The sequence below is a fragment of the Maritimibacter alexandrii genome, assembly GCF_005871115.1.
Lineage (GTDB): Bacteria > Pseudomonadota > Alphaproteobacteria > Rhodobacterales > Rhodobacteraceae > Maritimibacter > Maritimibacter alkaliphilus.
This window is the reverse complement of record NZ_SWKQ01000011.1, coordinates 815,929-836,294: the sequence shown is the minus strand read 5'-3', so window position 1 is coordinate 836,294 and position 20,366 is coordinate 815,929. Positions and strand designations below refer to the sequence as shown.

The 20,366-nt window shown below is 62.8% G+C and carries 20 protein-coding genes; 10 read left to right on the top strand and 10 right to left on the bottom strand.

The genetic code is table 11. The annotated features are described in order from the left end of the window. Both FCT00_RS12210 and FCT00_RS12205 read left to right on the top strand, forming a co-directional pair. Window positions 1-1,059, top strand: a complete 1,059-nt coding sequence (locus tag FCT00_RS12210; protein ID WP_138423210.1) for a protein-glutamate methylesterase/protein-glutamine glutaminase — start codon at window positions 1-3, stop codon at window positions 1,057-1,059. 142 nt (window positions 1,060-1,201) lie between these two features. Continuing rightward, on the top strand, window positions 1,202-1,576 hold the full coding sequence (locus FCT00_RS12205; protein WP_235889022.1) for a chemotaxis protein CheD: 375 nt from the start codon (window positions 1,202-1,204) through the stop codon (window positions 1,574-1,576). A gap of 49 nt (window positions 1,577-1,625) precedes the next feature. On the opposite strand, the gene FCT00_RS12200 is transcribed toward FCT00_RS12205, so the two are convergent. The 10 genes from FCT00_RS12200 to FCT00_RS12155 all read right to left on the bottom strand — a co-directional run bounded on the left by FCT00_RS12200 (window position 1,626) and on the right by FCT00_RS12155 (window position 10,135). After that, window positions 1,626-2,009 (bottom strand): hypothetical protein, encoded by a 384-nt coding sequence (locus FCT00_RS12200; protein ID WP_138423209.1) that lies wholly within the window; start codon window positions 2,007-2,009, stop codon window positions 1,626-1,628. A 2-nt stretch (window positions 2,010-2,011) separates the two neighbouring features. Then, window positions 2,012-2,398 (bottom strand): response regulator, encoded by a 387-nt coding sequence (locus tag FCT00_RS12195; RefSeq protein ID WP_138423208.1) that lies wholly within the window; start codon window positions 2,396-2,398, stop codon window positions 2,012-2,014. Then, window positions 2,398-3,300: a CheR family methyltransferase gene (locus FCT00_RS12190; RefSeq protein WP_235889020.1), complete on the bottom strand. Its 903-nt coding sequence runs from the start codon at window positions 3,298-3,300 to the stop codon at window positions 2,398-2,400. Before FCT00_RS12190 ends, FCT00_RS12195 begins: the two co-directional genes overlap by 1 nt. After that, window positions 3,297-3,776, bottom strand: a complete 480-nt coding sequence (locus tag FCT00_RS12185; protein ID WP_138423207.1) for a chemotaxis protein CheW — start codon at window positions 3,774-3,776, stop codon at window positions 3,297-3,299. Before FCT00_RS12185 ends, FCT00_RS12190 begins: the two co-directional genes overlap by 4 nt. Continuing rightward, window positions 3,773-5,995, bottom strand: a complete 2,223-nt coding sequence (locus FCT00_RS12180; protein ID WP_138423206.1) for a chemotaxis protein CheA — start codon at window positions 5,993-5,995, stop codon at window positions 3,773-3,775. Before FCT00_RS12180 ends, FCT00_RS12185 begins: the two co-directional genes overlap by 4 nt. A gap of 4 nt (window positions 5,996-5,999) precedes the next feature. Continuing rightward, entirely contained in the window at window positions 6,000-6,368 is a 369-nt protein-coding gene (locus FCT00_RS12175; protein ID WP_008328839.1) for a response regulator, read from the bottom strand. Continuing rightward, complete coding sequence (locus FCT00_RS12170; RefSeq protein ID WP_040884374.1) at window positions 6,365-6,646, bottom strand: STAS domain-containing protein; 282 nt, start codon at window positions 6,644-6,646, stop codon at window positions 6,365-6,367. The genes FCT00_RS12175 and FCT00_RS12170 overlap by 4 nt, the downstream gene beginning before the upstream one ends. A 100-nt stretch (window positions 6,647-6,746) precedes the next feature. Next, entirely contained in the window at window positions 6,747-7,730 is a 984-nt protein-coding gene (locus tag FCT00_RS12165; protein WP_138423205.1) for a glucokinase, read from the bottom strand. Between the two features lie 27 nt (window positions 7,731-7,757). Then, the gene (locus FCT00_RS12160) at window positions 7,758-9,089 is read right to left on the bottom strand and encodes a GH1 family beta-glucosidase (protein WP_138423204.1); all 1,332 of its coding nucleotides are present in this window, start codon (window positions 9,087-9,089) and stop codon (window positions 7,758-7,760) included. Beyond that, window positions 9,086-10,135: a LacI family DNA-binding transcriptional regulator gene (locus FCT00_RS12155; protein WP_138423203.1), complete on the bottom strand. Its 1,050-nt coding sequence runs from the start codon at window positions 10,133-10,135 to the stop codon at window positions 9,086-9,088. The genes FCT00_RS12160 and FCT00_RS12155 overlap by 4 nt, the downstream gene beginning before the upstream one ends. Window positions 10,136-10,391: 256 nt before the next feature. Between FCT00_RS12155 and FCT00_RS12150 the strand changes: the two genes are divergently transcribed. From FCT00_RS12150 to FCT00_RS12115, 8 genes are all read left to right on the top strand, one after another. Further along, a complete protein-coding gene (locus FCT00_RS12150; protein WP_008328834.1) occupies window positions 10,392-11,750 on the top strand; it encodes an ABC transporter substrate-binding protein in 1,359 nt (452 codons plus the stop codon). 76 nt (window positions 11,751-11,826) lie between these two features. Next, window positions 11,827-12,831, top strand: coding sequence for a carbohydrate ABC transporter permease (locus FCT00_RS12145; protein WP_138423202.1), 1,005 nt, complete (start codon window positions 11,827-11,829; stop codon window positions 12,829-12,831). After that, window positions 12,831-13,973: a carbohydrate ABC transporter permease gene (locus FCT00_RS12140; RefSeq protein WP_138423201.1), complete on the top strand. Its 1,143-nt coding sequence runs from the start codon at window positions 12,831-12,833 to the stop codon at window positions 13,971-13,973. Before FCT00_RS12145 ends, FCT00_RS12140 begins: the two co-directional genes overlap by 1 nt. Window positions 13,974-14,010: 37 nt before the next feature. Continuing rightward, window positions 14,011-15,660 (top strand): alpha-glucosidase, encoded by a 1,650-nt coding sequence (locus FCT00_RS12135; RefSeq protein ID WP_171042971.1) that lies wholly within the window; start codon window positions 14,011-14,013, stop codon window positions 15,658-15,660. A 20-nt stretch (window positions 15,661-15,680) separates the two neighbouring features. Then, window positions 15,681-16,772 (top strand): ABC transporter ATP-binding protein, encoded by a 1,092-nt coding sequence (locus tag FCT00_RS12130; protein WP_138423200.1) that lies wholly within the window; start codon window positions 15,681-15,683, stop codon window positions 16,770-16,772. A gap of 152 nt (window positions 16,773-16,924) precedes the next feature. Then, entirely contained in the window at window positions 16,925-18,178 is a 1,254-nt protein-coding gene (locus FCT00_RS12125; protein WP_138423199.1) for an Hsp70 family protein, read from the top strand. Between the two features lie 68 nt (window positions 18,179-18,246). After that, on the top strand, window positions 18,247-19,374 hold the full coding sequence (gene prfB / locus FCT00_RS12120; protein WP_008328828.1) for a peptide chain release factor 2: 1,128 nt from the start codon (window positions 18,247-18,249) through the stop codon (window positions 19,372-19,374). 154 nt (window positions 19,375-19,528) lie between these two features. After that, on the top strand, window positions 19,529-20,338 hold the full coding sequence (locus tag FCT00_RS12115; RefSeq protein ID WP_008328827.1) for a DUF2189 domain-containing protein: 810 nt from the start codon (window positions 19,529-19,531) through the stop codon (window positions 20,336-20,338). The last annotated feature ends 28 nt before the right edge of the window (window positions 20,339-20,366 follow it).

Here is a 20,366-nt window from a genome sequence, read left to right as displayed (position 1 = left end):
ATGAACCGTCCCCGCCGTGTCCTGATCGTGGACGACTCCTCAACGATGCGAAAACTAATCCGCACCGGCCTCGAAGGAGACAATCGTCTTGAGATCGTTGGCGAAGCGTCCTCAGCGCGCGAAGCGCGAGATATGGTAAAGGCCCTGAGCCCCGATATCATGACGCTCGATATTGAAATGCCGGGCATGGACGGGCTGCAATTCCTGGAAAGGTTGATGCGGTCCCGGCCTATGCCGGTCGTCATGGTGTCTTCGCTGACGGCCAAGGGCAGCGAAGCGGCTTTACGCGCCCTGTCCCTCGGTGCGCTTGACTGTGTGGAGAAACCTCGGTTCGGCGAAACGCGGTCCACCCTCGCGCATCTTGCTGAATTGCTCTTCGAGCTTTCAACCTCGAGCATAGCGCCGCGACGGGACAGGCTGCGCCCAAAAAAGGTCCCGCAAGCGAATGATTTCCGATGGAACGGAAAAACCATCCTGATTGGGGCATCTACGGGTGGTGTCGAAGCATTGGAACGCGTCTTCTCCGAGTTTCCCGAGAATTGCCCGCCGACGATGGTGACCCAGCATATGCCCGAGAATTTTCTGGCGAGTTTCGCGGTTCGACTGAACGCAGCCGTTGTCCCGCGGGTCCGCCTAGCCCGCGAAAAAATGCGCGTAGAGCAGGGCGAGATCGTGATCGCACCCGGCGGCCACTATCACTTGCACATCGACGCGGATGAGCCATTCCAGACAAACCTCGTCACCGCGCCGAAGCGTTCCGGCCATCGCCCGTCAGTCGATGAGATGTTCTTGTCCGCGGTCCCTCACGCGTCATCGATTGTGGCGGCGCTCTTGACCGGGATGGGCCGCGATGGCGCAGAAGGCCTCAGGTCGCTACGAAATGCCGGCGCCACCACCTTTGGCCAGGACGAAAACACATGCGTCGTCTACGGGATGCCCCGTGTCGCAGCCGATATGGGTGGTGTTCAGGAAGCGGTGCCATTGCCGAAGATCGCCGCGCGACTGTTACAGGAAGCGTCGAGGCAGGTTTCGGGAGTTCGGGAGGTCGAAGGTGAGTAGCCTGCAGCACAAAAAGTCCGGTCGGACCTATATATCCCAAGGCGATTTCGCAATCGACGGGGGACCCGACGCCGTCATTGCGACCCTGCTGGGGTCCTGTATCTCCGCCTGCATATGGGATCCGGGTCGAGGGATCGGTGGAATGAACCACGTCCTGTTCGTCGACGATACTCGATCAGCCGATGCGGCATTTGGTTTCGGGGTCAATGCCATGGAGCTTCTCATAAACGGGCTGCTCCGTCTGGGTGCGGACCGGAGGACCCTCCGAGCAAAGGTGTTCGGGGGCGCGCGTATGATCGACGGCTTGTCGGATGCAGGCCTTCGGAATGCGGCTTTCGTGCGAGATTTTCTAGAAACGGAAGGCATCGTCGAAGTCGGGAACGACGTCGGAGGCACCAGCGCGCGCCGCGTCGAGTTCTGGCCGGGGACCGGGCGTGCAAGACTCAAGTACGTGTCGCAAGAGGTCCCTTTGCGGTCGCCTGAACGCGCCGAAAAGAAAGATGTAGAGCTTTTCTGAGATGCCTAGCCCTTCATTACAATCGAAGCGTCACAGGATGTCGCTCAACCTAGAAGAAGGTGACCTCATCCTCGTCAGACAAATCCGTGTTGGCGAGCTCCGGAAAAAGCCGATGCCGAAGGCTTGCCAACTTCAAAAGGTTGGCCAGAGCCGTGTGGTCAGGTGTCAACGCTTGCGAATTCCGACCGATTTCGTTCAACAGGCAAGCCAAGTCGGCGAGGACCTGATGAAGCCGATCCAGATCCTGGAGCATATGGAATTCCCCAACGAGATCCGGATGGTCGGTCTTGTCCAAGAGTGACGACACCAGCACTTGTAGACGTCCACAATCTTGTGAAGCGTTTTTCAGTTCGTCGCCGACCCGCCGAACCAATTTGAGTTCGGCGGGCCGAGGGTCTGAATCGGATTTCGCAACGATCCGGTTGTCAGCCATCGTCAAAGGCGTCCGACGATAGCTTCGATCGATTTGCGCAGATCGTCCGGCTGAAAGGGTTTCGGGAGGAAATTGTTCATCCCGAGCTTTTTACCGGTCTCGATGATTGTCTTGTCGGCTTTGCCGGTGATCAATAGGAACCCGACCCGGCGCGTTTGTGCGCCGGACCGGAGTGCGTGAAGCAGCTGCAAACCGTTCATACCGGGCATGTTCATGTCCGAAATGACAAGATGAACCGGCCACCGCGCGATTTTCTGGAGCGCTGACTGACCGTCTGCGGCCGTTTCAACCTGCCGCACCCCGAAACCGTCCAACGCCTGTGTTAGGAGGCCGCGGCTTGTCGACATATCGTCAACGACAAGAATTCTGATCTGGTCTCTAAGCGGCATCAGCTTTCCTTTCCCGTGGCCGTGATCGGGACGTCGGTCCGGCGATATGCGGTGACACTCGATTTTGCGAAGTAGGCTTCCGCGCATGGCGAGATACGCTCGCTATGGCCCAGAAAAAGCCAGCCGCCCGGCCGGATACGTTCGGCGAATTTCGACCAAAGCCGCGTCTGGGTCTCTTTATCGAAGTAGATCACGACGTTACGGCAGAAAACGGCATCGAAGCGACCTGTCATCGGCCACGGTTTCAAGAGATTGAGAACGCGAAACGTCACCGCATCGCGCAATGCGTCTTTGGCATTGAACGTGCCCGATCCATCGGCTTGAAAGTAGCGCGACAGATGCTCGTCCGAAAGCCCGCCGAGCATTTGCTTCGGATAGGCGCCGATTCGTGCGAACGAGATCACATCCGGATCGATGTCAGTCGCAAGGATCTTGCACCCGTTTTCTGGTCCCAGCCCAACGCCATTGAGCACCATCGCGATCGTGTATGGCTCCTGCCCATTTGCGCAGCCTGCAGACCAAATCCGCGTGGGCTGACCTGCACCCGCTCTTTCGAGCAGGTCCTTTGCGACTTCCGTGGAGAGGAGATCGAAGTGATGGCTTTCGCGGAAGAAGTGAGAAACGTTCGTCGTAAGCGCGGAAATCAGTTGACCAAGTTCGTCCGCGCCTTCTGGTCGCTCGACAAGATCGCAATACCCTTCGTAACTGGACAGGCCGAGGTGCCTGAGCCTGCGGGCGAGGCGTGTGCGGACCATGTCGGATTTGTTATCGGCGATAGCGAGGCCCGCTTCCCGCATGGCGATGTGTGCGAGGCGACGAAACGAGTCGGGGGACATGATCGGCCCCTGGAGCGTGAAGTCTTGAGACCGCCCGCCCTTTACGTGGTGGAGGTCAGAGCTCACGCGGCTTCCTCGTCCGAATGCGGTATCACGGCGCCGAGGTCGAGCACGCGGATCATGCGGTTGTCCATAATCGTCAGCGCGGAGACGAAGCTGCGTTGCTGATCCGCTGGAAGGTCGGGGGGCTGCTGAAGATCGTCTTCAGATATGGCGAGGATGTCCGAAACCGCATCGACCATAAGGCCGACGACCCGTTCACCGATGGCCACCACAATGATCACATTCCGCTCGCTGTCCGTTTCCGTACCCAGTTCGAGGCGCCCCGCAAGATCCATGATCGGAAGGACCGTGCCGCGCAGGTTGATCACGCCGATCATGTAGGGTGGCGAATGAGGCAGCGTCGTCGCCTTGGCCCCGCCACGGATTTCGCGAACCTGCATGATATCGACGCAGTAGTCCTGCCGCCCTACGAGGAAGGACAGATACTCGCGGACCGAGCCATCGGTCGTCTTGTCTGCCAGCGTATCGGGATCGGTCATGTGAAGTCTCCGTGCGAAGAGGAACCTGAAAGCGTTTTTGGCCCGCTGACGGCGGATGAGATCTTGGTAAGCCCCGAGGCTTGGGCGATCAGGTCGATGGGGTCGAGGATCAGAGCGATCTGACCATCGCCCAAGATGGTGGCCGCCGCGATTCCGGGCACGCGGCCATAGGATTCCTGAAGGCCTTTGATGACCACTTGCCGCTGGTCTTCGATGGCATCCACGACCACTGCGGCGGACAGGCCGTCTTCTTGCCCGATGAGCAGCACCACGCCGCCCGTGTAGTCGTCGAGGGGTGTCCGGTAGCCAAGCTCGGTGCCGAGATCGATGAGTGGGACGAAACTGTCGCGGATATTGATCACGTGCGTGGATGGCCCGAAGGCGCGCAGATCCTCTTGCGTCACGGCAAGGGTTTCGAAAATCGCGTTGAGCGGAACGACGAGCGTTTCACCAGCCACGCGGACCACCATGCCGTCCAGCACTGCCAGCGTCAGGGGGAGGGAGATGGAAAAGGTCGTGCCGGCACCGGGGTCCGACTGGATCGATATGCGACCGCCGAGGGACTGGATCGAACTGCGGACAACGTCCATGCCGACGCCGCGACCGGACAGGTTCGAGATTTCATCGGCCGTCGAAAAGCCGGGCAGGAACAGGAGGTTGTCTATTTCGCTGTCCGAAAGCTGGCTGTCGGCGGGGATCAGATCCTTTTCGATCGCCTTCTTTAGAACCTTCGGGCGGTTGATGCCGGCCCCGTCGTCGGCGACCTCGATGACGACGCGCCCGGAACGATGGGTCGCCGTGAGATAGACGGTGCCTTCGCGCGGTTTGCCCGCCTTTTCGCGCAGGTCGTTCTGTTCAAGACCGTGATCCACAGCATTTCGGATCATGTGGGTCAGGGGGTCGGCCAGACGTTCGATGACGGTCTTGTCGACCTCGGTATTCTCGCCCTCGGTTCGCAGCCGGACGTCCTTGCCGATGTCGGCGGAGGCTTCGCGCACGATGCGCGACATGCGTTGGAACAGCGATTTGACCGGCTGCGCCCGGATCATCATGACGCTTTCCTGAATGTCGCGCGTCAGTTGTTGGAATTCCTCGAGCCCGGTGCGCACGGGCGAGTTCGGGGGAATGCCCGCTGCTTCGACGCTTTGACTGAGCATGGCTTGGTTGATGACGATTTCGCCTACGAGGTTCACCAGGCGGTCGATGCGGTCCAGATCGACGCGAACGGTGGCACGCGGCGTGGCGGGGGCAGGGGTCGCCGGTTGGGCGGCGCGTTCCGGCGCTGGAGCGGCGGAAGGTGCGGCTACCGGGGGAGCGACGTCCATCTGCGGTTCGTCCGGGGCTTCGGCATCTTCAACGAGATCCGGATTTGCCGTCGGTTCGGTGTCGACGGTTTCAGCCTCCTCGACGGCGTCGTTCAACGCGGAAAGGACGGCGAGGTCCGTAAGGGCCGGGTCGCCGTCAAGCGGCTCGATGTCGAGCGCACACAGCCCTTCGACGAAATCGAAGGCTTCGACGATCGCCGCACGATCCTCCGACGTCGTCAGCGACAAATCCCAACCGAGATGCGCGTGTTCGCAGTCCAAGTCCGCCAGCGGCGGGAGGTCGTTGTCGTGACAAGTGACGTCGAGCTCCCCCAGATCGCGCAGGGACCGAAAGAGAAACAGCGGCTCGTTGCCGTTCGCATAGAGCATGGGGCCGGGTTGGAAGCGAACTCGCCACGTCGGGTCCGGGTCCGTGTCGGTGTCCGGCAATCCGAGATCGAGATCGAAGGCGAGTGTCGTGACTTCGAAATCGATCGCCTCCTCGGGCGAAGCCTCCGCTTCGACCGGGCCGCCCAGAAGCGCGTCGAGCTCCGCAAGTACCGGATCGGTGCGTGTCCTGTCATGGTCAATCCCGTCGCGGCTTTCCCGCACGAGGTCGCCCAGTATGTCGTTGCAGGTGAAGAACAGTTTCAGGACTGCGGCATCGGCCACCAGATTGCCGCCGCGCACCTCGTCCAGAGCCGTCTCGAACCGGTGGGCGAAGCTGACGAGGCCGTCCAGCCCGAATGCGCCCGCGCCGCCCTTGATCGAATGCACCGCACGGAACACGACATTTACCGTCTCGCCGTCGCCTGCGCCGTCATACATCGTTTGCAGGCCGTCTTGCAGGGCTTCGAGCAGTTCTTCGCATTCGATGAAGAACGAGGCCCGGATTTCCGCCATCGGATCGGACATGACCTTACCCCGCTACCATTCTGAGCGCCTTGACCAGCTTGGCCGGGTCGAACGGCTTCACGATCCAGCCGGTCGCCCCGGCATCGCGTGCCCGCGCCTTCATGTCGGCCGCGCTTTCGGTGGTCAGGACGAGGATGGGGATCGAGCGATATTCTTCACGTGCGCGCACGGCGTCGATGAACCCGAAGCCATCGAGCCGCGGCATGTTGATATCGGTGATGATCGCGTCGGGCGGGGCCATGTCATCCAGCACCTCGAGCCCATGAACCCCATCTTCCGCCACGTGCGTTTCAATGCCTTCCGCGTTCAGGGCGAGACGGACCATGTCGCGCATGGTGCGGCTGTCGTCGACGGCAAGGACGTGCATCGTCATGTCTCGGCCTCCCACGTCGTCAGGGTGTCCGGGTTGAAGCCGAGAAGCGAAAGCTGGTCGCACACCGTGGTCGAGGCATTCTCGAACGTCAGCGACCGGCCCGCTTCGGCCCAGCTTCGTGCGGCGGCCCGGATCACCTGAAGCGCGAGGCCGCCAATCTGCGTCACATGCGTGGCGTCCAGCACCACGTCCTGATCCGCCTGCGCGAGCAGATCGTCGCGCAAGGGTCCGGCGGCTCTGAGGTCGAGTTTCGGTTGCAGGGAAATCGTGGCGCTCATTCCGCTGCCCTCGCGCCTGGGCGGTCGTCAATCATCACATGCGGCCCCTTTGTCGATCCGGTCACGTCACCGGGATACGGCAGGGGTCGTTAAGATTGGCTTACCCCGAGACGGATTTTCCGGGGGCGAGTTTCTGCGCCAGATGACGGGCGCAGCCGGTCAGAGCGGCGTAGTCGTCGGAGACGAGGTAGACCGGGAAATTCTTCATGAACCCGGCGAAGCGGCCCTTGTCGCGCATGGCGTCGTCGAATCCCATCTCGACGAGGTATGGCCCGACGGCCCGCGCGACACCGCCGATCAGGAAAACACCGCCGAAGGGCAAGTGGATCAGCGACAGGTTGCCCGTCACGGTGCCGAGGATGCGCACGAAGAACGCCAGCGCCTCACGTGCGAGGTCATCGCCGGTTTCGGCCAGTTCCATGACCTGCGCCGCGGAATATTCGCGGGCCTGTCCGGCGCGGCGGCTCATCCAGTTCGCGACATGGGCGAGGCCACGGCCCGACAGCACGTCCTCGACCGCCGGAAAGCCATGCGCGGTTTCGAAATCGCGGCAGAGGTCCAGTTCCTCGGTCGAACGGATCGGCAGGTTCGCATGACCCGCCTCGGACGGAACGACGAGTCGCCCGGCAGGGGTTTCGTGGACGGGGGCGCAGTTGAACCCGGTGCCGACCCCGATCACGAGCTTGGCCGCATGGGAAGGGGCGGCCGGTCCGCCGACGATCGTCTCCAGACACCCATCGGCAATATGGTCGAGCGCATGACCCTGTGCCTGAAGGTCGTTGATGACATCGACCGTTTCGGCCTGCGCCGCACGCCCCACGGTTTCGGCGTCGATGGTCCAGTCGAGGTTCGTCATCGTGCCCACGCCGTCGCGCACGGGGCCGGCGAGCGCGACGCAGGCGCCTGCGCAATCGGGCCGCCCATGCGCGTCGAGATAGGCGTTCAGCACCGTCTCCAACCCCGGATAGTCGGCGTTCTTGAACCGCTCGACCGTGTCGGTGAGCACGCGGTTCCCCTCGGCCAGTGCGACGCGGGTGTTCGTGCCGCCGATATCGGCGACGAGGGTGAGGGCGTTGGCGGTCATGGGCAGGGTCCGGTCGTTCTGAAGGTGTCAGGTGCGCGTCAGCGCACGGGCCATGTCTTGGTAGGACGCCTTCGGGGTGCGATCAAGGCTGTCGAAATCCACATGCACCAGGCCGAAGCGTTTGCCGTAGCCCAAGGCCCATTCGTAGTTGTCCAGAAGCGACCATGCGAAATAGCCCTTCACCGGCGCACCCTGCGCGATGGCTTCGCGCACGGCGCCCAGATGCGCGTCGAGATAGGCGATGCGCGCGTCGTCTTGCACAGCACCGTTGTCCAGCACATCCGGGGCCGCCATGCCGTTTTCGGTCACGTAAAGCGGCAGGTCACCGGAATAGGACTTGGCAACATGGGTCAGGAAATGGGTGAGGCCGTCTGGAAAGATCTCCCACCCCATGTCGGTTTTGGGCAGGGGGCCGGGAATTTCCTCATGCGCGGGGAAGGGGCCGGGGACGGGTCTGATGATCTTGCGCGTGTAATAGTTGATCCCGCACCAGTCGAGCGGTTGGCGGATCGTGGCCATGTCGTCCTGCCAGCCCACGGGCAGATGCGTCTCCAGCCCCGCTAGCATCTCGTCCGGGTAGGTGCCGTGGAACGCCGCACCAAGGAATGTGCGGTTGAAGATCGCGTCATAGGTCGCGGCCGCGCGTTTCGCGTCGTCGGTGTTCTCGGACGGCATCGTGTATTCGAGGTTGAAGACCGCGCCCAGATTGTCATGCCCTGCCGCCCGCATTGCTTCGATCCCCATGCCATGCGCCTTCAGCACATTGTGGATCGCCCGCGCGCCCGCGCGAATGTCGCGCAGGCCCGGCGCGTGGATGCCGAGAAAATGACTGAGCCAGCTGACGCACCAGAACTCGTTGATCGTGGCGGTCGACCAGATGCGGTCGCCGATCCGGTCCATCAGAACCGTGGCATAATCCGCGAACCATTTGGCGACGTCGGGGTGGGTCCAGCCGCCCCTGTCGGACAGCGCCGACGGCAGCTCCCAGTGATACAGCGTCAGCGCCGGTTTGATACCGCGCTCCAGCATCCCGTCGACCAGCCGGTCGTAATAGTCCAGCCCGTCGGCATTGGGCGTCCCGCGCCCCTCGGGCAGCACCCGCGCCCAGCTTGCCGAAAACCGGTAGACGTCGAAATTTCCGTCCCGGATCAGGTCGAGGTCTTCGGGCCAGCGGTGGTAGTGATCGCAGGCCCGCGCGCCGTCCTCGGCATTGACGACATTGCCGGGGGTGGCGGCGAAGGTATCCCAATGGGTCGACCCGGCGCCGCCGAATTGGTGCCCTTCGATCTGATAGGCCGAGGTCGAGACACCGAAGAGGAAGTCTTCGGGAAAATCCTTGCGGGAATGCGAAAGCGTCATACGGGGTCCGTCGTTCTGGCGTGGGCCGGGGCAGGGCCGGTGGACTGGCCGATCAGCAGTTCGGCCTCCATCAGCGAGGTGCGGGGGGTGTCCGAGCCGTTGGCGATGATGTCGAGCAGCATGGTCGCCGCCCGCCGCCCGGCCTCGCGCACCGAAGACCTCGTGGCGGTGAAGATCGGATCGTCGCGCCCGTTGGGCAGATAGGACAGGTCGTCGTCATGGATGATGACCGACACGTCGCGGCCCATTTCAAGGTTCGCCTCGCGGATCGCGCGTCGGATGCCGATGGCGGGGATCATGGACGAGGTGATGATCGCGGTCGGCGCGTCGGGGCGCGCAAGCAGCGCGGCGGTCGTGTCATGCCCGAATTTCTCGGTCATCTCGCCCGAGAACATCAAGCTTTCATCGTAGGTTATCCCGCGTTCCTCATGCGCCGCCTCGAATCCGGCGCGGCGGCGGATCGCGAAATCCATATCCTCGAGCCCGTTGATAAGCGCGATGCGGCGGTGTCCGAGATCGAGGAGGAAATTCGTGGCCCGCTGGAAAGCCCTGAGGTTGTTCATATCGACCCAGGAATACGCCTCGTCGCTTTTCGAAGCGCGACCGTGGACGACGAAGGGAATGCCGACGGCTTTCAGCAGCTTGATGCGCTGGTCGCCCGACCGTGGGGCGTGAACGATGATCCCGTCCACCGACGCCTTGTGCTTGAACTCTTCGTAAGCGCGTTCCTGTTCCGCTTCGGGCACGATGGAAATCAGCATGTCGTAACCCGACTTGGAATAGACCTCGCCCGCACCCGCGATGAAATCCGCGAACACCGGGTTCACCATCTCATGCTCCGAGGCCAGCGGGATGACGTGCCCGATCGCCATGGCGCGGCCCGTGGCGAGTGATCTGGCGCGCATGTTCGGGCGGTATCCATAGGCATCGGCGGCGGCCTGAACCCGCTTGCGCGTCGCCTCGGACACCTCCGGGAACCCGTTCAGCGCGCGGCTGACGGTGGTCGGAGACAGGCTCAGGGCCTTGGCGAGCTCTTTGAGGGTCATCGCTTTCAAACCGCTTTGGATTTTGCCGACGGTAACGATTCACGCGGCTTCCGTCAAAGGTCTGCGTTTGTGCTGCGCAGACGTAAGGAAAACAAGCATAAATGGTGTGCATCACGGGAATCCGCATTGACACATGGCAGGTCATACGCAAGTTTCAGGCATCCAAAACGGTTTGGAGCAGGCGACTCGCGCGTGCCGGACCCTTTGAAATCAAAGCCAAAAAACGCGCCAAAGGCGCACATTCTGGGAGGATTGCATGAAACGGAAACTGATCGCGAGCGCGGCCGTTCTGGCGCTGAGCGCGGGCTTTGCCCATGCCGCGAGCCACGAAGGCGGAATGTTCACGCCCGGCGAAGGCCCCTATGACTGGGAGGGTCTCGATGCCTTCGCCGCCGAGCACGACTATTCCGGGCAGGAGGTGACGATCCTCGGTCCGTGGCTGGCCGGGGAACAGGACAGCTTCAACAACCTGCTCGATTTCTTCGAAGAGGCGACCGGGGCGAGCGTGTCCTATGTCGGCTCGGACTCGATGGAGCAACAGATCGTTGTGGATGCGGAAGCCGGATCGGCCCCGAACATCGCCGTGTTCCCGCAGCCGGGTCTGGCCGCCAACATGGCGTCGCGCGGGTTCCTGTCGCCGCTGTCCGACGAAACCGCGGCCTGGATCACCGACAACTACGCCGCCGGGCAATCCTGGGTCGATCTGGGCACCTATGAGAACGAAAGCGGGGAAGAGAACCTTTACGGCTTCTTCTTCAACGTGAACGTCAAGTCGCTGGTCTGGTACATCCCCGAGAACTTCGAGGACTTCGGCTACGAAGTGCCCGAGACGATGGAAGACCTGAAGGCGCTGACGGATCAGATGGTCGAGGACGGCGAAACCCCGTGGTGCATCGGCCTTGGCTCCGGCGCCGCGACCGGCTGGCCCGCGACCGACTGGGTCGAGGATCTGATGCTGCGCACGCAGGAACCGGCGGTCTATGACCAATGGGTGACGAACGAAATGCCGTTCAACGACCCCGCCGTCATCGAAGCGATCAACGAATTCGGCTGGTTCCTCGACGGTGACCGGGTGTCCGGCGGGCGCGAAGCCGTGGCCTCGGTCGATTTCCGCGACTCGCCCAAAGGTCTGTTCGACGCGCCGCCGCAGTGCATGATGCACCGTCAGGCGTCGTTCATCCCGGCCTATTTCCCGGAAGGCACCGAAGTCGGTGCCGACGTCGATTTCTTCTACTTCCCGGCCTATGCCGAAAAAGACCTCGGCACCCCGGTCCTGGGGGCGGGCACGCTCATGGCGATCACGGACGACAGCGAGGCCACGCGCGGCCTGATGCAGTTCTTCCAGACCGCCTTCGCGAACGAGATCATGATGTCGCAGGGCGCGTTCCTGACCCCGCTCAAGAGCGCCAATCCCGAGGCCTATGCGGATGACACGGTGCGGGCACAGGGCGAGATCCTGACCAACGCCACGACCTTCCGCTTCGACGGGTCCGACCTGATGCCGGGCGGTGTCGGCGCCGGGTCGTTCTGGACCGGCATGGTCGATTTCGCCGGCGGCAAATCCGCCGAAGAGGTCACGCAGGAAATTCAGGACAGCTGGGACGCCCTGAAATAAGCTGATCCTGTGCGAATACGGGGGCGGGCCGCATGACGGCCCGCTCTCCCGTCCTTAGACTTCAGGGGGGAGCAAGATGCATCCAGCCATTCAGGCCGTGCTGACCGTCGGTGTCGCCGTCATCGCCGCCATCGGATATTTCTATCTCTCCAACCTGTTGCTCGACCGGGTTCTGTTCCCGGCACGCGGCAAGAACGCGGGCCGCAACATCAACCGTGCCAACATGATCCGCCCTTGGCTGTTCCTGTTTCCCGCGCTCTTCGCCCTCTGCCTCTACCTCGCCTATCCGGTGGTCGAAACGATCCGCCTGTCGTTCACCGATCGGGTGCCGGGCGGCTACGAATGGGCCGGAACCTCGAACTACCAGCAGATGCTGCGCGAACCGAAATTCTGGGAAGCGTTGCGCAACAACTTCTTCTGGCTCCTCGTGGTGCCGGGTCTGTCCACGCTGTTCGGCCTCATCATCGCCCAGCTCACCGACCGGCTGTCGTGGGGGAATATTGCCAAGTCGATCATCTTCATGCCGATGGCGATCAGCTTCGTCGGCGCGTCGGTGATCTTCAAACTGATCTACGACTATCGCCCGGCGGGCGAGGAACAGATCGGCATCCTGAACGCGGTCTATCTGGCCTTGGGCGGGGCCGAGCCGCAGACGTGGCTGACGATCCCCGGTCTGAACAACTTCCTTCTCATGGTCGTTCTCATCTGGATTCAGACCGGGTTCGCCATGGTCATCCTGTCGGCGGCGCTGCGCGGTATCCCCGAGGAAACCATCGAAGCCGCCATCGTCGACGGCGCGAACCCGTTCCAGATCTTCTTCAAGATCAAGGTGCCGCAGATCATGCCGACGATCATGGTGGTCTGGACGACGATCACGATCCTCGTCCTCAAGATCTTCGACATTGTCTTTGCCATGACCAACGGCCAATGGGGCACGCAGGTTTTGGCGAACTACATGTACGACAAGCTTTTCCGCGCGAACGACTGGGGCGTGGGTTCGGCGAGCGCGATGGTCATCATGCTGCTCGTCCTGCCCATCCTCGTCTGGAACGTGCGCCAGGCCCGCAAGGAGATGCGCTGATGGACAATATCGCGGGCCGCAAACCGGCGCTTGGCTGGGCCGTCAACATCAGCGTCATCCTGATCGTTCTGCTGTGGATTTTCCCCACCGTGGGTCTGCTCGTGTCGTCCTTCCGCACGGCCGATCAGATTTCGTCTTCGGGGTGGTGGAAAGCCTTTTTCCCGACCGAACAGACCGAACAATTCCGCACCGCCGACCCGGACGGCCGTGTGCAGGACGGGGACGTCTTCGTGGTGGAAGGCGTCATCTTCGAAAACGCCGAGGCCAATATCGCCTCGTGGGGCACGTCGAGCCGCGATGTCTCGGCCTATGCGCCCGGCGAAACCGCCGATCTGGGTGACGGGGAAACCCTGACGCTCAACGAAGACGGCACCTATCGCTGGACCGGGAACGACGAGCAGATTTCGGGCCGGGGGCAGCGGTTCTTCGTCACCGCCACCCAGCCGCCGGAATTCACGCTCAGAAACTACGACAACATGCTGTTCGGCGGCTCGTCCGACAATATCTCCAAGGCGTTCTTCAACACGCTGACGGTGACGATCCCGGCGACCATCATCCCGATCCTGTTCGCGGCCTTCGCGGCCTATGCGCTGGCATGGATGGATTTTCCGGGTCGCACGCTGCTGATCGCCTTCATCGTGGCGCTGTTGGTGGTCCCCCTGCAACTCGCCCTGATCCCGCTTTTGAAACTCCACCTCTCGATCGGGATCGGAAAGGGCTATCTGGGGGTCTGGCTGGCCCATACCGGCTTCGGGCTCCCCCTCGCGGTCTATCTCTTGCGAAACTACATGGCCGGTTTGCCGCGCGACATCATCGAAAATGCGCGCGTCGACGGGGCGACGGATTTCCAGATCTTCATAAAAATCATCCTTCCGCTCAGTTTTCCGGCACTGGCGAGCTTCGCGATCTTCCAATTCCTCTGGACATGGAACGACCTGCTTGTGGCCATCGTGTTTCTCGTGGACTCGTCGGGGGACACGACCGTCATGACACGCCACATCGTCGAGCTTCTCGGCACACGTGGGGGCAACTGGGAAATTCTCGCCACGGCGGCCTTCGTGTCGATGGCGGTCCCGCTGCTCGTCTTCTTCTTCATGCAACGCTACCTGGTCCGGGGCCTGCTGGCCGGATCGGTAAAATGAGGTTCTCGTGAACGTAACGACCCAAGCCGCACCGAAAATGACCCATCTGGAGAAAGACCCGGACTGGTGGCGAGGTGCGGTGATCTATCAGATCTATCCGCGCAGCTATCAGGACTCCAACGGGGACGGCATCGGTGACCTTCTGGGCATCGTCGGGCGTCTGCCCTACATCGCCTCCCTCGGCGTCGATGCGATCTGGATTTCGCCGTTCTTCACCTCGCCGATGAAGGATTTCGGCTACGACGTGTCGGATTACTTCGATGTCGATCCGATGTTCGGCACGCTGGCCGATTTCGACGCGGTGATAGAAACCGCGCATACCCTCGGCCTCAAGGTGATGATCGACCTCGTCCTGTCGCACACCTCGGACGAACACCCCTGGTTCAAAACCAGCCGCGCGAGCCGGGAAAACCCGCGCGCCGACTGGTATGTCTGGGCCGATGCCAAGCCCGACGGCACGCCGCCCAACAACTGGTTGTCGATCTTCGGGGGCAGCGCATGGCAGTGGGACTCGACCCGCCTGCAATACTACCTCCACAACTTCCTGACCTCGCAGCCCGACCTCAACTTCCACAACGACGAGGTGCAGGACGCGCTCTTGGGCGTTGCCCGGTTTTGGCTGGATCGCGGCGTCGACGGCTTCCGGCTCGACACCATCAACTTCTACACCCACGATGCCGAACTCAGGAACAACCCGCCGCTGAAGCCCGAGGAACGGCAGGCCAAGACCGCGCCCGCCGTGAACCCCTATACGTGGCAGAACCACCTCTACGACAAGTCGCGGCCCGAAAACCTGATCTTCCTGCGCAAACTGCGCGACCTGATGAAGCACTACAACGCCGCCGCCGTGGGCGAGGTGGGCGACGACCAGCGTGGGCTGGAAATCCTTGGCGAATACACCAAGGGCGACGACCTGATGCAGATGTGCTATGCCTTCGAACTGCTCTCGGGTTCCACGCCCTCCGCCGGCTATGTCGCCGAGACGCTCCAGGCGATCGAGGATTACGCGCCCGACGGCTGGGCCTGCTGGGCCTATTCCAACCATGACGTCGTGCGCCACATCTCGCGCTGGGATCTGTCGCCCGCCGCCGCGCGCGGCTTCGCCACCCTCATGATGTGCCTCAAGGGCTCGGCCTGCATCTATCAGGGCGAAGAGCTTGGCCTTCCGGAAGCCGAGCTTGCCTTCGAAGACCTGCAAGACCCCTACGGCATCGAATTTTGGCCCGAATTCAAGGGCCGCGACGGCTGCCGCACCCCGATGGTCTGGGACCACGACCGCGCACTTGGCGGCTTCACCAACGGCGGCAACGCGTGGCTTCCGGTGCCCGCCGAACACCTCGCGCTCGCCGTGGACAAGGCCGATGCCGACCCCGGCGCGCTTTTGCACCATTACCGTCGCGCCATCGCGTTCCGCCACAGCCATACCGCGCTCAAAAAAGGGCGTCTCGAGGATCTGCGCGCCTATGGTCAGGTGCTGTCGTTCCGCCGCGTGTCGGACACCGAAGAAATCTTTTTCGCGATCAACCTGGGCGAAGTCCCGGTCAGCATCACGCCGCCCAGGGGAGAGGGGTGGCTTGAGATCGGCGCGGAACTCAACGCCGCACACCCGCGGCTCGACGGCGAGATCCATCTGGCCCATTGGCAACCGTCGATCTTGCTCAGGCCAATCGAACAAGAAGAGGCCTGACAAGGGCCGGGGAGGAGAACATGGCTGATCTGAAACTGACCGGAGTGGGCAAGACCTACGGCGGCAAGGTCGAGGTGCTGAAAAACATCGACCTCGACATCAAGACCGGGGAACTGATCGTTTTCGTCGGCCCCTCCGGCTGCGGCAAGTCCACGCTTCTGCGCATGATCGCGGGGCTGGAAAAGATCACCTCCGGCACGCTCGAAATCGACGGGCTGGTGGTGAACGACATCCCGCCCAGCGAACGGGGCATCGCGATGGTGTTCCAAAGCTACGCGCTCTATCCGCACATGACGGTCTACGACAACATGTCCTTCGCGCTGAAGATCGCGAAGAAGTCGAAAGACGAGATCGACGCGAGCGTGCGCCGCGCGGCCAAGATTCTTCAACTCGACCCGCTTCTGGACCGCCTGCCGAAAGAACTCTCCGGCGGCCAGCGCCAGCGGGTCGCCATCGGGCGCGCCATCGTGCGCGACCCCAAGGTCTACCTGTTCGACGAGCCGCTCTCGAACCTCGACGCCGCGCTGCGTGTCGCGACCCGGATCGAGATCGCGCAACTCAAGGAATCGATGCCGGATAGCACGATGATCTACGTCACCCACGATCAGGTCGAAGCGATGACGCTTGCCGACAAGATCGTGGTGCTCGCCAATAAGGGCATCGCTCAGGTCGGCAGCCCGCTCGAGCTCTATGAAACCCCCGACAACGAATTCGTGGCCCAGTTCATCGGCTCGCCCTCGATGAACCTGCTTCCGGGCAAGGTCGAAGCGACGGGCGCCGAGACCACCGTGAACGTGACAGGGCACGGCATTGCCCGCTCCAACGTCCCGACACAGGAGGCGGACAAGGGCCGCGCGGTCAACATCGGTATCCGCCCCGAAGATTTCCGCATCGCGCAGGACGGCGAGAATTACATCCTCGAAGCCACCGTCGATTACGTCGAACGGCTGGGCGAGGTGACGCTGCTCTACTTCGTGGCCGAAGAGGGGGCCGAACCGCTCATCGCCAAGCTCCCCGGCATCCATAAGGACCTGCGCGGAAACACCGTGCGCCTGACTGCCGAGGCCGAAAAGGTCCACATGTTCTCGAACGGTCAGACGATGCGCACCTGACCCGTCCTCTTTCCGGTCCAAAATATCCCGGAGAGGGGTTTGGGGAGAGGCTGGCCTCTCCCCAACATCGCGATGCGGCGCAAGCCGCAGCGCAACACCTTGCAGCCCATACGCCCCCCGGATAAACCGGGTGCTTCCCGAGGAGCGCCCCCATGTCCGACCCACAACGCACCCTTGCCATCGACTTCGGCACGTCGAACTCGGCCGCCGCCGTGCTGATGGGCGGCAAGGCCTTCCGCGTGCCGCTCGAGGCGGGGAACGACACGCTGCCCACGGCGGTCTTTTTTCCCACCGGCGGCGCGATGCGGATCGGAACCCAGGCGGGCGAGGCGCTGATTGCAGGCGCCGAGGGGCGCTACATGCGGGCGCTGAAAAGCGTGCTCGGTACGTCGCTGTTTCACGAAAGCAAACTCATCGGCGGCAAGCGCCAGTCGCTCGCCGCCGTGGTCACCGCGTTCTTGCGGGAGGTGAAGACGCGGGCCGAGGATATGACGCGCATGACCTTCACCAGCGCCGTTTCGGGCCGCCCCGTGCATTTCCACTCGAACGATCCCGAGCGCGACGCCCGCGCGCAGGACGACCTCGCCGCCTGCTACCGCGCGGCGGGCTTCGAGCACCTGCGCTTCGTCTATGAACCCGAGGCCGCGGCCCTTGCGGCGGGCAAGGGCGAGGGGCTTGGCCTCGTGGTCGATATCGGCGGCGGCACCTCGGATTTCTCGGTTTTTCGCGAGGGTCCGGAGGGCGCCGAAATCCTGTCCTCCCATGGCATTCGTCTCGGCGGCACCGATTTCGACCAGTCGATCTCGCTCACCCATGTGATGCCGCTTCTGGGCCACGGCAGCCAGCTTACGCGCGACATGGGGGCGGGCCGTCTGCCCATGCCCAAAGCGCTCTATGTCGATCTCGCTACATGGGCCAAGATCCCGTTCCTTTACAGCCCCGAAACCCGGCGCACGATAAAGGACTACCACAAGCACGCGGTTGAACCCGTCCTGATCGAACGCCTCGCCACCGTGATCGACGAGGAACTCGGCCACGACCTCGCCTTCGCCGTGGAGCGGGGCAAGATCGCCGCGAACGGTCCGGATGGGGCAGGGCGCGTGGCGATGGGGCTGGTGGAACCGGGCCTTGCCGCCGATATCACCCGCGCCACGATGGATGCGGCACTGGCCGACCAGACCGCCACGCTCACCCAGGCGATCCGCGAAACGCTCGACCGGGCCACGGTGAAACCCGCCGACATCTCCCGTGTCGTCCTCGTCGGGGGCTCGTCGCTCATGTCGCTGGTCGAAGGCGCGGCGCACAGCGTCTGCCCGGCGGCCACGCTCGAGCGGTCCGAGGCCTTCACGGCGGTCGTCGACGGGCTGGCCCTTGCCATCGACCGGCGTATCGGCACGCCGGTTTGACCGCTCGCACCTTGCCGCGTCCCCGCACCGTTGATAGGTAGACGCGGATAACGCGCAGAGGAACGACCATGCGGGCAGAGGCTCAGAACAACGTGGACGCCATCGAGAAATCGCTGGCCCTTCTTCGGCAACGGATCGGCTGGGAAACCGCCGAGCACCGGCTGGAAGAGCTGAACGCGATGACCGAGGATCCGGAGCTTTGGAACGATCCCGACCGGGCGCAGAAACTCATGCGCGAACGCCAGTCGCTGGTGGCCCAGATGGACGGCTACAAGGCGATGGAGCAGGAAAAGAACGACAGCGTCGAGTTGATCGAACTGGGCGAGATGGAGGACGACGACGAGGTCGTCAAGGACGCCGAAGCCGCGTTGAAGGCGCTCAAGGAACGCGCCGCCGCCGCCGAGATCGAGGCGCTTCTGAATGGCGAGGCCGACCCCAACGACACGTTTCTCGAAGTCCACTCGGGCGCGGGCGGCACCGAAAGCTGCGACTGGGCGTCTATGCTGGCGCGCATGTACGTCCGCTGGGCCGAGGCGCATGGCTACAAGGTCGAGCTTCAGTCCACCACACCGGGCGAAGAGGCCGGCATCAAATCCGCCACCTACAAAATCTCCGGGCACAATGCCTATGGTTGGCTGAAATCGGAAAGCGGCGTTCATCGTCTGGTGCGTATCTCGCCTTACGACAGCGCCGCCCGTCGCCACACCTCGTTCTCGTCGGTCTGGGTCTACCCGGTCGTGGACGACAACATCGAGGTCGAGGTCGCGCCGAACGACATCCGCATCGACACCTACCGCTCGTCCGGGGCGGGCGGCCAGCACGTCAACACCACGGACTCCGCCGTGCGGATCACGCACATCCCCACCGGGATCGTCGTGACCAGTTCGGAAAAGTCCCAGCACCAGAACCGCGACATCGCGATGAAAGCCCTGAAATCAAGGCTTTATCAGATGGAGCTCGACCGCCGGAACCAAGCCATCAACGAGGCGCATGAGAACAAGGGCGATGCGGGCTGGGGCAACCAGATCCGGTCCTACGTTCTCCAGCCCTATCAGATGGTCAAAGACCTGCGGACCTCGTTCGAGACGTCCGATACCCAAGGTGTGCTGGACGGCGACCTCGACGGGCTGATGGCCGCGACGCTGGCGATGGACGTGGCGGGCAAGAGCCGGGCCGAGGCCAACGCGGAAGACTAAGTCGCACCTGTGGGCCGCGTCGAAACGCGCCACCTGCACATCGTGTGAATGCGAAACGGATGCGACCCCCGCATTCGGCCGCTTGACCGAAACACATTCATCGGATCAAATCTGAACCGCGCGACAGGTGACAACTTTCGTGCGGGAGGGACATTTGACAGACATCACCGCGACCGAACCGTCGCCGACCCCCAAGGTCGCGACCGTTTCCGCATCAGTGATCGGCGAAGTGCTGAGGGCCGGGTGGCGCGACTTCACGCGCGTCCCGCTGATCGGCCTGTTCTTCGCGGCCTTTTATGTCGTGGGCGGCATCATCCTCGTCCTGCAACTGCAACGCGCCGATCAGAGCTATTCGATCATTCCGGTCGCGCTGGGATTCCCGCTCCTCGCCCCGTTCCTTGCCGTCGGGCTGTATGAGGTGTCGCGACGGCTGGAACTGAGGGATGCGAACTTGCAGGGCGGCATGGGCTGCCGCTGGTCCGAGATCATCGGGGTGGTGTTCCGCCAGAAAGACCGCCAGATCCCGTCGATGGCCGCGGTCATCATCATGATCTTTCTGTTCTGGGTGTTCATCGCCCACATGATCTTCGCGCTCTTTCTCGGCCTCATGCCGATGCAGAACATCCTGACCGACTGGCAGCACACGATCTTTTCTTTCAACGGGATCAAGATGCTCGGCGTCGGCACGCTCGTCGGGGCGGTGACGGCCTATGTCCTGTTTTCTCTGACCGTGGTCAGCTTGCCGCTGCTTCTGGACAAGGAACTCGATTTCATCACGGCGATGATCGTGTCGTGGCAATTCGTGGCGGCGAACCGGGGGGTGATGATCCTGTGGGGGATCGTGATCGCGGTGATCCTGTTCGCCGCGATGATCCCGGCGTTTCTGGGCCTGTTCATCGCGCTGCCGGTGCTGGGCCATGCCACCTGGCACCTGTATCGAAGGGCGCTCGTCCACCCGGAATGAAAAAGGCCGCCCGGTCGGGGCGGCCTTC

Excerpts from the sequence above, each read along its gene's own strand:
- FCT00_RS12200 (WP_138423209.1), bottom strand. The coding sequence starts at position 2,009 with ATGGCTGACAACCGGATCGTTGCGAAATCCGATTCAGACCCTCGGCCC.
- FCT00_RS12150 (WP_008328834.1), top strand. The coding sequence starts at position 10,392 with ATGAAACGGAAACTGATCGCGAGCGCGGCCGTTCTGGCGCTGAGCGCG.
- FCT00_RS12180 (WP_138423206.1), bottom strand. The coding sequence starts at position 5,995 with ATGTCCGATCCGATGGCGGAAATCCGGGCCTCGTTCTTCATCGAATGC.
- FCT00_RS12205 (WP_235889022.1), top strand. The coding sequence starts at position 1,202 with ATGAACCACGTCCTGTTCGTCGACGATACTCGATCAGCCGATGCGGCA.
- FCT00_RS12135 (WP_171042971.1), top strand. The coding sequence starts at position 14,011 with ATGACCCATCTGGAGAAAGACCCGGACTGGTGGCGAGGTGCGGTGATC.
- FCT00_RS12195 (WP_138423208.1), bottom strand. The coding sequence starts at position 2,398 with ATGCCGCTTAGAGACCAGATCAGAATTCTTGTCGTTGACGATATGTCG.
- FCT00_RS12130 (WP_138423200.1), top strand. The coding sequence starts at position 15,681 with ATGGCTGATCTGAAACTGACCGGAGTGGGCAAGACCTACGGCGGCAAG.
- FCT00_RS12170 (WP_040884374.1), bottom strand. The coding sequence starts at position 6,646 with ATGAGCGCCACGATTTCCCTGCAACCGAAACTCGACCTCAGAGCCGCC.
- FCT00_RS12185 (WP_138423207.1), bottom strand. The coding sequence starts at position 3,776 with ATGACCGATCCCGATACGCTGGCAGACAAGACGACCGATGGCTCGGTC.
- FCT00_RS12145 (WP_138423202.1), top strand. The coding sequence starts at position 11,827 with ATGCATCCAGCCATTCAGGCCGTGCTGACCGTCGGTGTCGCCGTCATC.
- FCT00_RS12160 (WP_138423204.1), bottom strand. The coding sequence starts at position 9,089 with ATGACGCTTTCGCATTCCCGCAAGGATTTTCCCGAAGACTTCCTCTTC.
- FCT00_RS12210 (WP_138423210.1), top strand. The coding sequence starts at position 1 with ATGAACCGTCCCCGCCGTGTCCTGATCGTGGACGACTCCTCAACGATG.
- FCT00_RS12155 (WP_138423203.1), bottom strand. The coding sequence starts at position 10,135 with ATGACCCTCAAAGAGCTCGCCAAGGCCCTGAGCCTGTCTCCGACCACC.
- prfB (WP_008328828.1), top strand. The coding sequence starts at position 18,247 with ATGCGGGCAGAGGCTCAGAACAACGTGGACGCCATCGAGAAATCGCTG.
- FCT00_RS12175 (WP_008328839.1), bottom strand. The coding sequence starts at position 6,368 with ATGACGATGCACGTCCTTGCCGTCGACGACAGCCGCACCATGCGCGAC.
- FCT00_RS12125 (WP_138423199.1), top strand. The coding sequence starts at position 16,925 with ATGTCCGACCCACAACGCACCCTTGCCATCGACTTCGGCACGTCGAAC.
- FCT00_RS12140 (WP_138423201.1), top strand. The coding sequence starts at position 12,831 with ATGGACAATATCGCGGGCCGCAAACCGGCGCTTGGCTGGGCCGTCAAC.
- FCT00_RS12165 (WP_138423205.1), bottom strand. The coding sequence starts at position 7,730 with ATGACCGCCAACGCCCTCACCCTCGTCGCCGATATCGGCGGCACGAAC.